At 62.7% G+C, this 14155-nt stretch carries 8 protein-coding genes and 5 pseudogenes; 5 read left to right on the forward strand and 8 right to left on the reverse strand.

The features are described 5' to 3' along the window. Positions 1-544 (forward strand): annotated as a pseudogene (locus tag AB4Y86_RS02245) (RNB domain-containing ribonuclease); the annotation flags it as partial. A 127-nt stretch (positions 545-671) separates the two neighbouring features. Here AB4Y86_RS02245 and AB4Y86_RS02250 read toward each other — a convergent pair. The 4 genes and pseudogenes from AB4Y86_RS02250 to AB4Y86_RS02265 form a co-directional block, all read right to left on the reverse strand. Then, a complete protein-coding gene (locus AB4Y86_RS02250; protein WP_441399810.1) occupies positions 672-1271 on the reverse strand; it encodes a recombinase family protein in 600 nt (199 codons plus the stop codon). A 120-nt stretch (positions 1272-1391) separates the two neighbouring features. After that, positions 1392-2204, reverse strand: a pseudogene (locus AB4Y86_RS02255) (AAA family ATPase). Further along, complete coding sequence (locus tag AB4Y86_RS02260; protein WP_441399811.1) at positions 2201-3625, reverse strand: Mu transposase C-terminal domain-containing protein; 1425 nt, start codon at positions 3623-3625, stop codon at positions 2201-2203. Before AB4Y86_RS02260 ends, AB4Y86_RS02255 begins: the two are co-directional and overlap by 4 nt. A gap of 41 nt (positions 3626-3666) precedes the next feature. Next, positions 3667-4278, reverse strand: coding sequence for a recombinase family protein (locus tag AB4Y86_RS02265; protein ID WP_441399812.1), 612 nt, complete (start codon positions 4276-4278; stop codon positions 3667-3669). Positions 4279-4926: 648 nt separating this feature from the next. On the opposite strand from AB4Y86_RS02265, the gene AB4Y86_RS02270 reads away from it, so the two are divergent. The 4 genes and pseudogenes from AB4Y86_RS02270 to AB4Y86_RS02285 form a co-directional block, all read left to right on the forward strand. Further along, the gene (locus AB4Y86_RS02270; RefSeq protein WP_441399813.1) at positions 4927-7995 is read left to right on the forward strand and encodes an RHS repeat domain-containing protein; all 3069 of its coding nucleotides are present in this window, start codon (positions 4927-4929) and stop codon (positions 7993-7995) included. A 727-nt stretch (positions 7996-8722) separates the two neighbouring features. Next, positions 8723-8872: pseudogene (locus AB4Y86_RS02275) on the forward strand (hypothetical protein); the annotation flags it as partial. A gap of 270 nt (positions 8873-9142) precedes the next feature. Beyond that, positions 9143-10027 (forward strand): DUF2599 domain-containing protein, encoded by an 885-nt coding sequence (locus AB4Y86_RS02280; protein WP_441399814.1) that lies wholly within the window; start codon positions 9143-9145, stop codon positions 10025-10027. A gap of 599 nt (positions 10028-10626) precedes the next feature. Then, positions 10627-10818 (forward strand): annotated as a pseudogene (locus AB4Y86_RS02285) (Tn3 family transposase); the annotation flags it as partial. A 283-nt stretch (positions 10819-11101) separates the two neighbouring features. On the opposite strand, the gene AB4Y86_RS02290 reads toward AB4Y86_RS02285, so the two are convergent. From AB4Y86_RS02290 to AB4Y86_RS02305, 4 genes and pseudogenes are all read right to left on the reverse strand, one after another. Further along, positions 11102-11713 carry a recombinase family protein gene (locus AB4Y86_RS02290; RefSeq protein ID WP_441399815.1) on the reverse strand — a complete coding sequence of 204 codons (612 nt, stop codon included), beginning with the start codon at positions 11711-11713 and terminating at the stop codon, positions 11102-11104. A 101-nt stretch (positions 11714-11814) separates the two neighbouring features. Then, entirely contained in the window at positions 11815-13017 is a 1203-nt protein-coding gene (locus AB4Y86_RS02295; RefSeq protein WP_441399816.1) for a TniQ family protein, read from the reverse strand. Then, positions 13014-13931, reverse strand: a complete 918-nt coding sequence (locus AB4Y86_RS02300) for a TniB family NTP-binding protein (RefSeq protein WP_441399817.1) — start codon at positions 13929-13931, stop codon at positions 13014-13016. The genes AB4Y86_RS02295 and AB4Y86_RS02300 overlap by 4 nt, the downstream gene beginning before the upstream one ends. After that, a pseudogene (locus tag AB4Y86_RS02305) lies at positions 13925-14155 on the reverse strand (Mu transposase C-terminal domain-containing protein); the annotation flags it as partial. The pseudogene AB4Y86_RS02305 and the gene AB4Y86_RS02300, both read right to left, overlap by 7 nt.

Genomic DNA, 14155 nt, shown 5'->3' on the forward strand with positions numbered 1-14155 from the left:
CTTCCGTGGCGCCGGCTACACCCCGTTCGACGGCGACGTCCCTGCGGACGCCATCCAGTCGGCCATCGGCGCCGCGTATGCCCACTCCACCGCCCCGCTGCGGCGTTTGATCGACCGCTTCGTCCTGGTCATCTGCGAGGCCCTTTCCAACGGGGCCGAGGTTCCGGGCTGGGCCCGTGAAGCCCTTCCCTCGCTGCCGGCCATCATGGCGGCCTCGGACCAGTTGGCGGCACGCCTGGAGCGACTTGCCCTGGACACCGTGGAGGCCGCGCTGCTGATCAACCACGTCGGGCAGGAGTTTGACGCCGTGGTGATCTCGGGCTCGAAACCGGCAAAGGGTGGCGCGGCCGCCGCAATCGGGAACGGGAGAGCCAACGGGAACGGAAAAGCCAACGGCACCGGCCCGTCGGGGATCGTGCAGATCGCCGAGCCGGCGGTGACGGCGCGCTGCCCCGGCGAGTTGGAGTCCGGCACCCAGGTCCGGGTGCGCGTCGTGTCCTCGGACATCGTCTCGCGGGAAGTCCAGTTGGAGCTCGTGGGCTGATACTGCGTGCGTTTGCGGGTGCGCTGCGTGTTTCCTAGGTTGTTCAGGCCAGTATTGAGCGTTGAATTTTCAGTACTTTCCGGCACGATTCGCAACTCTTGCTCAAGACTCCTATGCACCCTGGTTTTCAGGGGCGTTTGGGTTCAGGCGCACTGCGTTGCCCACGTTCAATTGCCCGGTAGACAGTGGAGCGACCGACGCCAAACAGCTCGGCCAGCTCTGCCTTGCTGTGATTCCCCGCAGCGTGCAGTTCGAGGAGGTGGTCTTCCTGTTTGACCGTGAGCTTCGGCTGTTTCCCCCGTAGCCGGCCTTTGGCCTTGGCAACCTTCATTCCTTCACGGGTGCGCATGCGGATGAGGTCGGCTTCGAACTCGGAGATCATCGCCAACACGTTGAACAGCAGTTTGCCCATCGGGTCAGCGGGGTCATGAACGGATCCACCAATGCTGAGTTTGATTCCGCGGTTAGCGAGATCATCTGCAATTTCGTGGGCATCCCGGACCGAACGGGCCAGGCGGTCAAGTTTCGTGACGACGAAGGTGTCCCCCGCCCGGCACGCGGCCAGGGCTTCGCGAAGTCCGGCCCGGTTCTTGTTTGTGCCAGTAAAGCCGTGGTCAACATAGATTCGTTCAGACTGAACGCCGAGGGCAGCCAAGGCATCACGCTGCGCCGTGAGGTCTTGCGCCTCGGTGGACACGCGCGCGTAGCCGACCAGTATTTCAGACATGAAAAATAGTGTGTCACATAGCACACCCTCACCGGCCAAGCCACCGGACGGGTCTTACGGGACTCCGCTTGTGACTGTTAGTCCGGACTGGCGGTTTTTTCACAGCTCGGTTTGGCGGTTCTAGCTGATTCCGATGACGAGGGTTGAGCGTGCAGCTTCAATGACGTCGTCGGTGATGGTACTGAGTTCGTTAATTTTCATGACTCGCTCGATTTGGGTGAAGAGTCGGTCGATGAGGCGGAAGTTGCCTCGGGTGATCCGGGCAACGGCGGCGATGGCCTGGGCATCGGTGAAGTCTTCCGGATCCAGGGTTTGGCCGAGTTTGTGCCATCGGCGCTCCAGGACGAAATTCAGTTCTTCCTGTGCGAGTGGGCGGTATTCGTGGGCGAAGCCGACCCTGCTGTAGAGCTGTGCGTAGCGGCTGAACCATTTTTCAATCCCGGGCATGCCGATGAGGATCAGGGCGATGTTGTCCCGGTCGTAGCGGTCGCGCAGCAGCTCCAGGGCAGTGGCGTTGAGGCGCTAGGATTCGTCAATGATGAGGAGCTCAACATGCTTGCCGGTGCGGGTGTGCGGTCCTGTTTTCTTGCCGATTTTTTCGAGGTGCTGGTCAACGCAGATCGATACGCGGGTGCTGATGTGCTCGAGGTCGGCGTGGATCTGTTTGGGTGAGGTGAGAACGGCAGGGGTGTAGAAGACGGTGCGTGCCCGGGCCAGGGCCGCGTAGATCTGGTAGTCGGAGTCGTCCCGGGGACCCCACTGTCCTATGAGGTTCTCTGCCTTGTGCCAGTTTGCGTAGCGCTTGGCGGAGAGGGTCTTTCCGATGCCGGCATGGCCGTAGCAGATGCCGATGGTGTGCTGGCGGCGCACTGCGTCGGCGAACTCGGCGAACCGGCGGTGCTCTTTGGTGGCGATGAAGCTTTGTGGTGTCATCGGTCGTCCTCCAGGTAGGTGCGTAGCTTCGGGCGCTTTGTGCGTTGATCGTCAGGGACCGGGGCGGGAGCCGGTTTCGCTGATGCCAGGTCCGGCAGGTGCCGGGCCACGACGGCGATGCGCTGGTTGACTTGTCCGCGCAGCTCCCGGCGGCGCGCCGATCGTGCAGCCTGGATGTCCTTAAGGGTCAGCGTCGAGGTTTCATGGGCGGGGTCCACGGCCTTGCAAATGAACTGGTTCTTGTGGAAGACGCGGATCTCGGTCACATCCCGCGGGTCGTAGCGAACGACGGGTTCGCGGACGTAGGCGGCGAGGAGCGGCGAGACGTATCTGAGTCCCTGGAAGTGCACGCCGTCGCGGTGGACGATGCGGGGTTTGGCCACGGTCAACAGGAGCAGGTTCAGATCGTCCATGGATGCCGGAATCCGGGGCAGCCAGCCATCACCTACCCAGGCATCATGCGGTGTTGTCCTGATCTCGGGGTGCTCGCGCTGGTGGTAGTCCTCCGAGATGAAACGGCTGATCGCCGTGTCCAGCTCCTTGAGTGTCAGTACCGGCACCGGTTGCGGGTGGCCGCGGGCCAGGCGTCCGGGCAGTTCGGTCAGCAGTTCCGTATTAATGGTGCCGTAGAACCGTTCGATCTTTCCCCGCCCTTGGGGTCTTGCGACCGTTGAGTAGGTGATTTCGAAGTGCAGGTCCTTCGCGGTTTGGGCCAGGTGGTTGCTGGTGAAGTCTGAGCCGTGGTCGACGTAGAGGATGTCGGGGATCCCGCACATCGGCCACCCGGCCCCGTTCTTGGGCCAGATTCCCTGCCGCAGTGCCAGCGCGGTGTTCAGGGCGGACGGTGCTCCAAGGAAGAGCATGTAGCCGCAGATCGCGCGGGAGTAGTCGTCCATGATCGTGGTCAGCCACGGACGCCCGGGTTTCAGGTTTGCGTCCAAGACAAGGATGTCCAGTTCGGTGTGGTCTGTCTGCCAGATGGCATTGGGGCGTTCGGCCCGGTGTCGCCAGGCCAGTTCGTAGGTGTCCCGGTAGGCGGCCGTTCCCTTCTGGGCGAGCATTCTCATGCCGGGGTCAAGGCCCGTGGTGATGGAGCGGACCGTGCTGTAGGAGAGGGGCGGCCAGTCGTGGCCGGCGGCGACGCGGTTGGCTTTGCGGGCGATGGCAGCTATAGGCAGAGGCGGTTTCACCAGGGCCAGGCCTTCAATGAGTGCGACCAGCTCGGGGGTGCTCCTGCGTCGGGTGGTCCCGCGGTTGGCTGTGGCCAGTCCGTCGATGCCGTCGCGTTTGTGGGCCGCGTGCCAGCGCTGCAGTGTCCGAAGCCCGATGCCTTCGTGTGCCGCGAGGGTCGTCAGCGGCACACCCTCTTCGATATGCCGGCGCAGGATCTGCCAGCGCACCAACGCTGTCTGATCAGGCATGGAGGCAGTGTCCCCGGCGAGGGTGCCGCTGCCTCCGGCAGTCACCGGACTGTTTTCTGTGTGGCTGTTGAACGCCGCCGCGGCGCAGCAGGGGCCGGCTCGCGCCGGAGTGCCCGGTAAACGGTGGTCCGGCTGACGCCCAGAACCTCGCCGATTTTCTCGACCGTCATGTCCTTCTGCTCATACATCCGGCGGGCGGTCCGGAGTTTGTCCTTGGTCAACAGGGGGGGCCGGCCTCCAACGCGCCCGCGAGCCCGCGCCGCCTGAAGCCCTGCGTTGGTCCGTTCACGGATCAGATCCCGCTCAAATTCGGCAAGGGCTGCGAACACGTGGAAGATGAGACGTCCGCCTGAGGATGTGGTGTCGATTGCCTCCTGCAGGGACCGGAAACCGATGCCGCGCTCCTGGAGATCGGCCAGCTGGTCGATCAGGTGCCGGATGGATCGGCCGAGCCGGTCCAGCCTCCACACGACCAGGGTGTCCCCTGGCCGGATTTGGTCCAGGACCTTCGTCAGTTCAGGGCGGGACTCCAGGGACCCGGAAGCCGTGTCGGTGAAGATCCGGTAGCAGCCGGCCGCCTTTAGCGCGTCCTGCTGCAGGGCCGCGTCCTGGTCCCCGGTCGATACCCGGGCGTAGCCCAACAGATGTCCCATGCGCTCAAATGTACCAATACCCGTCAACCATCAGAAGAACAGGCACATAGAAATCGGCACTGGGTTTCGCTACAAAATTTTGGCGTGCACCGAATCTTTTGTCATTTTCAGCAGTCGTCTGCACTGAATGTCAGAAGTGTTCTGCGCTAGGGGTTGAGAGGCCCTTCCGGGTGTCGGGAGGAGTCAATCGCCGCGCAGCCGCGCACTGCCCCGATCAGGAGACGGCGGGGTCGCCGGTGAAGCAGGACGGCCGGGTTTTTCACTGGTTTGGAAAAATTCTGGGGTTCGTGTATTGCAATTTGAGAGTGTTGTCGCTGATGATCATCCTGTGCTCACTGGGGAGCGCAAGGATGCTCACTGGGGAGCACATCATATTGGGGGCGCAGCATGGCTGCTTTACGGTCTCTTCTGTCAGGTCTTGTTCTTTCCGCCGTGGTTCTCAGCGGTGTGACTGTGCCGGCGGGCGCGGCCGTGGCCGCACCGGCGACGGTGAAGCCGCCGGGCCGCGCACCGTCCTCGTTAGAGCATCGAGCCCCTTTCCGGACGGGCCAGACGGCCGCGTTACCCGCTCTGGGGATGTCGCCGATGGTGCTGCCACCGGCCTCCGGGCCAGATGCGAGTAAGTCGGGTAACCGGTCCGCGGCATCGATGGTTACCCGGCACCTCACGGACCGGACGACTGTCTCGTGGAACCCGACGAACGGCAACGTGGTTCTGGCCGGTCAGTTGCTGCACGTCAAAGGCGCCGGAGTGGACCTTGGCATCGGCTGGCGGTACAACTCGCTCAACGACGCCAGGCCCACACTGTCGGTGGGAACCGCGGAATCTGCTGTCACGGTCGGCACCGATAACTCGGTCACCTACATCGCCCCGGACGGCGGCGCTTACAAGTTCGTTCCCGCAGGAGCCGGGGCGTGGACGATGCCCCGCGGCCTGAATGCGACCATCACCACGTTCTCCTCGACGGCGGTGACGATCCGCTTCAACGACACCGGCTTCAGCAACGAATACCAGCTCGCCGGCTCGACGTTCCGGCTCGCATACCAGAATGATCAGAACCCGACGGCGCCGAACAGGATCACCTACACCTACAACGCCGCCGGGCGGCTCACCACGATCAACGACACCATCGGCGGCCGGCCGGTCACCTTCTCCTACAACGATGCGAACAACCCGGAGCAGCCCTCGCAGATCCACGATGATGCGTTGTCCCGGGACATCTATTTCGAGTATTTCGGGCCGGGCGGTGCGATGTCCGAGATCAGCGACGCCGCCGGGGAGGTCATGTCGTTCGGTTACGGGGCGCCGGGGAACCGGTTGACAACGGTCACCGACGACGCGGGCACGGTCACGACCCTGGGTTATGACGGCACGTCGAAGCAGCTCACGCAGGCGACCTACGCCACGGGCAAGCCGGTCCAGAGCGTTTACGGGTACAGCTACCCGTCCGCAACCGTCTCGAAGGGGACGGATCCGCTGAACCATGCCACGAGCTATGAGTACAACTCTTCGGGCCAGGTCACGAAGGTCAGCGACGCGCTCGGCCACACCACCCAAGGGACCTTCGACGGGCACGACAATCGGCTCACCTCGTTGAACGGGCTGGGCAATTCCACGACCTACGCGTACAACGCGAACAACTCCCTGACGAAGGTCACCAACCCCGCCGGCGGGGCCGCCGGGGCCGAAACGACGTTCGCGTATCCGTCCAACACCGGGAACCCGCTCTCGAACTACCAGCCGACCTCCTCGGTGAACAGTGAGAACCAGACCACCGGGTACAGCTACGACGCGAACACCAACAACAAGGCCCAGACCACCACCCCCGGGGCAGGAGGAGGGGCCGGCGGGACACCGAAACTGAACTACCAGGGCGACGCAGCCGGGTCCAGCTGCGGGGCGAAGAAGGGACAGGTCTGTAAGTCCACCGACGRCAACGGCAACGTCACCAGCTACACCTACGGCGCCCTGGGCATGCCCACCAAGATCACCTACCCCGCCCCGCTCGGCGCCGTGACGAACGTCTACGACGATGCCTCCCGGCTGATCACCTCCACCGACGGCAAAGGCCAGGTCACCCACTACGACTACGACGATAACGACCGGCTGATCCAGATCGACAAGGGCGTCAACTGCGCCAGCAAGTGCGTCTCCTACGCCTACGACACCCGCGGGAACCTGACCCGGAGCCAGGACGATACCGGGAACACCGACTTCACCTACGACGCGCAGAACCGTCCCAAGTCCAAAACCACCGGCGGGGTCACGACCACGGTCACCTATGATGCGGCGTCGAACGTCACCGGCTTCACCGACCCGGGCGGGACCGTGACCTACGGCTATGACGCAGCGAACCGGCTCGTCACCCTGGCCGAACCCGGCGGGTCTTGCCCGGCCACACCCGTGTTTCCGAACAGCACCCGGTGCACCGGTTTCGGCTACGACAACGCTGACCGCCGCGCCACGACCAGCTACCCCAACGGGGTGAAGAACACCACCGTCTACGACGGGGCCGGCAGGACTACGTCCATCACCGCGACCACCACCGGTGGCACGGTCCTGACCAAACGGGCCTACACCTTTACCGCTAACGGCACCAAGGACGGGGCACTGCGCAAAACCGTCACCGACCAGGCAGGCGCTGTCACTACCTACGGCTACGACCCGGTCAACCGGCTCACCTCCGCTATCACCGGGGCCACGACCGAGACCTGGGCCTACGACAAGAACGGCAACCGGACCCTGGACACCAAGACCGGCACCGGCAACGTCTACAACGCCTACAACGCCGCCGACCAGCTCTGCTGGTCCGGAGCCAGCGCCGGCACCTGCGCCGCACCACCGTCCGGGGCGACCACGTACGCCTACGACTCCAACGGCAACACCACCGCCGCCGGGGCCACCACGCAGGCCTACAACGTCTTCGACCAGTTCACCTCCAACACCAGCGGCGGAGTGACGGCCAACTACACCTACAGCGGGCCGCGGAACGATGAACGCMTCACCGCCGGAGCCACCGCGTTCCTCAACGGCTCCCTCGGCATCAGCCGCCAAACCACGGCCGGCGCCAGCACCTCGTTTATCCGGGACCCGGGCGGTACCCTCATCAGCATGCGCACCAGCACCGGGGCCAGCTACTACTACACGATGGACGGGCTCGGCTCGACCATCCTGCTCACCGACAGCGCACAGGCCCCGGCTGCGACCTACGCCTACGACTCCTGGGGCCAAACCACCAGCACCGGCGCCCAGGCAGCCACCAACCCCTGGACCTACGCCGGCGGCTACAACGACACCGCCAGCAACCGCATCAAATTCGGCGCCCGCTACTACAACCCCTACCGCGGCCGCTTCACGCAACCCGACCCCTCCGGACAGGAAGCCAACAGGTACCTTTACGCAGGCTGTAACCCCATCAACGCAACAGATTCCACCGGACTCGCGTCCGAGGGCGGCACCATATTCGGCGCAGTGGTCGGTGCGCTCGTGGGGGCTACTTTTGGCATCATTGTCGGTGTGGCCGTCACACCGTTCACCTCACCTTTGGGTGGGATCGCAATAGGGACGGCGGTGGGAGGTTGCACAACTGCTGCCGTTGGCGTTGGTTCAGCGAACGCCTTTGACGGATCAAGCACCTCTGCATCCAGTATCGGCGCGAGTTGCCTGGGCGGTCTCACCGCTGGGTTGGGCCCGATCATTCGAAACGCGATTACCTGAAACAAGGCTGATCCGTGAACGATTCCGCTGCACTGAAAGGTACGAGATGCCCCGAGCCCAAGGACTTCGCAAGTTAGCTGCTGCAACAGGCCTAATATTCCTGGCTAGCGTCGTTTGTGCCGTCATAGTGCGAATGATGCTTCCGCAGACAGGGCCAGTAATCCATCTAATTCCCGTGATACTGGGCGTTGCCATCATAGTGCCGATGGTGCTGGGCTACCTACGAAAAGGGTAGATGACTAAGGAGGAAGCGCAGTTGAAACGCGCGATGCGGCGCCTGCTGTGTCATCTCGTGCGCAGTAAGCTGACGCCTTTTACAGCTTCACGTGGCCCAGCCCAAGATTCTCTCGGATCCGGCCCGTCACGAACAATGGAACAGGATCCGGCGCTAACGGCCCTCGCTCATGTTGGGGGCGTAAAGACGCCGTTGATGGCCGGCTGAACGGTTCCCGTGTTTTCGAAGCGGCATTGACACTTGAGATGCCCCGGCCCCGGGAAGTGTCAGCCGCCGGTCACGAGTCCGGCCAGAGCCTCCCGGAGGGAGTGTGGTGCTAGTTGCAAACGGAAGTGCTTTCCGGATAGGGCCGCTATCTGGGGTGGTTTGTGAAAAAGTTAAATTTCCGACGCTAGCGCGGTTTTCCGCAAAAATGGGCATCCACCGACTTGCAATCTGGACAGTTTGTGCTTGGCAGGTGAGATCCCGGAACTTCACCAAAGAATGATTCCCGTGAACGAACTCGTCGAAGCCGCCGACGAAAAGATGCTGCCTAAGACTATCTTCCGCTACGGGCGCGTGGACCTGCTCACGTTCAACGGCACTATCATCGAAACCGGCACAGACTCCTACCGACTTGCACACAGCCTTAGATCGAACTGATAGACCGCTAATAAGTCACGAACTTGCTGAGGACGAACCAGAATAGGCGGACTGCAAGTTCCGGCGAAGGAATTCCGGTCCTAAAAATGACTCGTCTGAACCGGAAATCCAGCAGATCTGAGACGGCCATTCGGTGTGACAAGTCCTCGTCAAACAAACATGTTATGGTGACTCGACTCGGCACAGGGGGTGCCGAGTTCAATTGGGGGAACTATGACATTACGAAGGAAAATCACGTCACTGACCGTTGGAGCCATAGGCTTCGCGCTGTTGCTCGGGCAAGCCGGACCGGCCGGCGCCGCTCCCGACGACAACGCTCTTAGGGCTATTGCAGCTGTTTCTCCAAACGTCCAGTCCCTTGGCAAACAGGGCATTCGCGATAAGAAGGTGGAGGTGCCGACCGATTCGTCGGGTGTTGTGAAGATAACTGGCCAGAAGGGCCAGTCCCTTTCGATCGGGCTTCCCTTTGCAGAGAAGTCGGCGACAGCGCGACCCATTGGAAACGGGGTAGTGTCCTACGACAATGGCAACGGCTCAGCTACGGTCCCCATCCCACAGGACGACAATTCCGTCGCCATTCACACAATTATCGAATCGTCGGCAGCGCCCTCCCGATACCAGTATCGAGTCGACATACCCGCGGGAGCCGCGATGAAGCCGAATGAGGATGGAAGCGTTGCGATCTCGAGAGCGGATGGTACGTTCTTCGGTGGCTTTGCCAAGCCATGGGCAAAAGATGCGGCTGGCGTCGCTCTGCCTACTCACTACGAAGTCCAGGGACGGCAACTCGTACAGGTCGTCGACCATTCCTCCCCAACCGTCAAGTATCCGGTGGTGGCAGACCCCTGGGCTGGCGTGGACCTGATCGACGGACTCCCGTGGATCACCTACGCTTCACAAGGAGGAGTGGTAAATCTCAACCCAACGGGCTGGGGGCGGTTCTACAACGGATTCGCAACCCACAACGCACACGTGGACGAGTTGCGCACCAAATTGGGTCGAATTGGTTGGAACCTCACGGGTACAATCCAGGAGCAATACCTGTGTCACGTAGTGGGCAATGTCTTCGAACCCGGCACCTACAACCTCGAGTCATGGCGACCGTGGATGTACTGGGGCGACCAGTTGAACCTGACGTACCGTTGTAACCCCTAAGCAGGATCAAGAGTAAGCAGGAGTTGCGAAAATGTCCAAGGCTGCGAAGGTACTTTTCATAGTCGCCGGAGTGTTAGGCGCAATCATGCTCCTTGTGGTTGCCTACATCTGGATCGGCTCGCAAGTGTTTGGGATAAACACCTCCCGACTTGATCCATCGCAAGGGCCGTCCTGGCCTATGGAAGTGATTGTTTGGTCCTTCGTCGGCGCGGTAATAGCCGCTGCCGCCGGAATCAGCCTGTCCATCGCCTCACGGCGAGCGTCGGCTAAGTCGAGGGCTTAGTCTGGGCGAACCATACTGAGCGGATAAGCCTGCGGGCGGTGTTCCAAGGCGGGACACCGCTCGCGGCTAAGCACGGAGGCATYAGGCACAGCTTCTGCAAAAACTGAACCAACCTCCGAGGACTGGGGCTGGGCTGTGGTCGGCCTTCCTGCCCGTCTACGCCAGCGCTTTTCTCGCTACACGCTAACTCCTACCAATTAATCGCTGAGCGCCACGAGCAGCTGCCACCCGACGGAAGACTGTCGCAACGTCCTTGGCCCTGCTTTCTGGACCGCATCAAGGCCGCACCTGGGTACCAGTCGGGCCGTCTCGGTGGGCTCCAATCAAGTTGACACAATCGGTCTACCTCGACCGCACCGTCGCCACCCTGACCAGCAACAGCGGTGACATCGACCCGGACCTCCTGCGGTTCCTTTCACCGCTGGGCTGGGAACACATCAACCTCACCGGCGACTACATCTGGCCCCGCGCCAAATACAGGCCACTACGACGCCCGGCAAAACCTTAGCGTCGCATATTTCACTTTTTCACAAGCCTGTGAGCCCCTATCTGAGGATGCCGCCGGGGGTGACGGTGAGACCTGCCGGCCGAACCGCAGACGTACTGTGGAGGGTTTATCCAATAAGACCGTTCGAGCGTTCGTTGATCATCAGCGGTTTCTGCGGCGGAGCCGCCTAGCAATTTACGGCCCCCAGGGCTGGGTCGCCTTGGTGGGTATTAGGGCTCCAATCGTTCTATTCGGCGCGATCGCATTGTGGACTGCCAGGGAAAAGTGTTGACGTCCACCTGCGCTAGCGCGCCAGCAGCTTCTGCCCGTCCGGGCGCAGTTCGCCGGTTGGTGAGACGTGTCGGTAGAGGGTTTGGCGTGTGATGCCGAGTTCGGTGCAGAGCTCGCTGACTTTCGTGTCCAGTTTTCCCATTGAGGCCATGGCGAGCCGGAGTTTGGCGGGGGTCATCTTGTAGGGCCGGCCGCCCTTACGGCCGCGGGCACGGGCGGCGGCGAGTCCTGCGATGGTCCGTTCGGAGATGAGTTCGCGCTCGAACTCGGCGAGGGCAGCGAAGATTCCGAAGACGAGCTTTCCGGAGGCGGTGGTGGTGTCGATGGCAGCGCCCTGCCCGGTGAGGACCTTGAGCCCGATGCCGCGTTCGGTGAGGTCATGGACGATGTTAACCAGGTGCCGCAGGTCCCGGCCGAGCCGGTCGAGCTTCCACACCAAAAGGGTGTCCCCGGCGTTCATGCCCTTCAGGCAGGCTGCAAGTTGAGGACGGTCGTCCTTCTTGCCTGAGGAGTGGTCCTCGTAAAGTTTCAATGGGTCGACGCCCGCGACCAGGAGCGCGTCGCGCTGCAGATCAGTGCTTTGCGACCCGTCCGCCTTGGACACCCGCATGTATCCGACCAGCATGGTCCAGACCCCTTGTCATTTATACGTTCGTTTAAGTGACAACGTGATTCCGGATTCGACCGGAATCGAAATATGTCACAAAACCCGTTATTTATTCTATGTCAGGCAAAGGGCCCCCGCTCATCAATGTGTGACAGGAAGTCGAGGGGTATCTGAAGCTCGGTGAAGGTTTGCCGGAGACCGCGCACGGATTCTTCACTCCGGCATCCGTAGCGTGCGAAGTTGAAGAGCTGCTGCGCGACGGCCGGCTCTTCTTTGGCTGCCTTGATGCAGACTTCCAGTGCGTCCGTTGCTTGTTTCCAGAGCTCATCGAGAGTGGGCTTCTCTTGAACGGCGGCGGTTGCTGTCAGTGGGCCGGGCCGGGTTCCGTCGCCGATCCGGGGGTTCGGTTCGGGGCGCAGGAGGTGCGCGGAGGTTCCCAGGGCAACCAGTGAGCCGGCTTCGATCAGTTCCATTGCGGCGGCTGCTGCTTCGAGCAGCTGCTGCTGGACCGGCCAATGGAGGGTTTCGAACGGTTGCCACGAATACAGGCCGGCCCGGAACGGGTGTCCGCAGTGTTCCCAGACACGACGCACGTCGTCCAGTTGTCGGCCATATCGTCCCTGGGCTGTGGTGAGTTCGTCCAGGAGGGTCCGCAGCAGCCGGAACCAGGTGCCCGCGTGAACCGGATACCGGGGCAGATTGACGGAACCGGTGGTTATCGCCTGCCAGGTCCGCCGGTCCATGAGGGACAACGACTCCGGAAGCCCCCGCTCGCCATGGGCTGGGGTTTTCCACAAAACGTAGTCAGGAGGGTGTCCTTCGTAGGTTTCAAGCCGGCGCCCATGTACCGGGCAGCTGGCCATGAGCGGCAATTGCCAGAAGAGCAGTAGCGTCGGGCCGGATTCCAGGCAGTCCGGGCATCCCCGCCGCGCCCCGGAGTCCGGGAGCCATGGCAACCACTTCCGCGGAGTATAGATAATGCGCCGCTTGGGCGGCAGGAGCACCGAGAGCTGGTGCGCATAGGTTTCGTAGGCGTCGGGGGCAGGGGCGAGTCCGTCGAAGAGCCATGGCACCCAGCCGGCCATGGTCATGGCGTTTACGCGGTGTTGGTCAAGACCGGTGCGCTTGGCGAGCTCTTCGAGCAGGTGCATCGGAGGGTTCAGATCCAGCTCGGGGTCGCTGAGTTCGCGGTGGCCGAGTCCGTGTTCGAGCAGCTCGTAGGAGTACATCCCGTAGCTGGCTGCGATCCGCCGGAGCCAGGAGGACAACGATTCCGTTTCTGCAGGGGCCGGGTGCAGAGGCCAGCGTTCCGGCGGCCTCATCTGAGTTCGCGTTCGAACTTCCGGCGCCGCACGCTGGGACCGTCGTATTCGGCCAGGGTCAGCGTCCGGTGGTTGATGGATTCTTCGCCGCTGTCCACGGCGGCTACTGCGGCTTCGGTCAGGAGCGAGGTGAGCTCCCCGATGGTGCCCTCGCTGCGGGTCAGGAGGTAGCGGGCCATGTCATCGGTCGCCAGATTCGAGCGAGTGCGCAGCGGGAAGGAGGAGCCGAAGCTGGCCAGCAGGGACGACAGGTCTGCGTTGGCCTCCCACAGGGGCAGGGTCATGGGCTCAAACCGGTTTTCGAGCTGGTCATCGGAGCGGACGGCGAGATAGGCCTCCCGGGTCCCGACCCCCACCAGCGGGATCCGCAGCTCGTTTCCCAGGAAGCGCAGCAGGTTCAGGAATTCGCGCCGGACATCGGCGCGGCCGGCCAGCACATTGTGCAGTTCGTCAATCACCAGGATCCGCACACCGACGCGGCGCAGCACGGCGAGGGTGAGCTGTTCCAGGTCAGCTACGCGCCGGCGCGGTCCCGTGGGCGCGCCGAGCGCGGCGAGGACGGCCGTGTAGAACCGCGGGATGGACGGTTCGGAGGGCATCTGGACACACAGGACGGGAATGTGTTCCTGATCCGCGGTGGAGTGTGCCGGGTGCTGCCGGCGGAACCGTTCGATGATCATGGACTTGCCGTTGTTGGTCGGTCCGATCAGCAGAAGGTTGGGCATGCGCTGTTTGCCGGGCCAGTCATAGAGTGTTTCGAGCCTGGTGAGCGTCTGGACCGCCAAGGGGTAGCCGATCCAGCGGTCCGCCCGGATGCGCCGGATCCGTTCCTCCGCCGGCAGTCGAGCCATGGCTTGGGCCCAGGGCTGGAGATGGGAGAGATCCGGCGGCGGGTAGTCATCGATATTCACCACTGCTCGACCTCGTCAAAAGGACGGGCTGGCGCCACATCATTGGTGGGTGGGAGCATTTCATCAGGTGGGGCCGTCGGGTTCTTCACGGGTCCGGAGGCCTGGAGGTGGCGCCGCCGCTGCAGCTCCCGGCGTGATCTGCGGGTTGYCCGTTGCGCCGTTGAAGTGATCTCACGCATCTGATCAACCATGCGGAACAATGCTTCCTCGTTGACCTGGTCATGTCC

The organism is Arthrobacter sp. 2YAF22_2, from assembly GCF_052114645.1.
Taxonomy (GTDB): Bacteria; Actinomycetota; Actinomycetes; order Actinomycetales; family Micrococcaceae; genus Arthrobacter.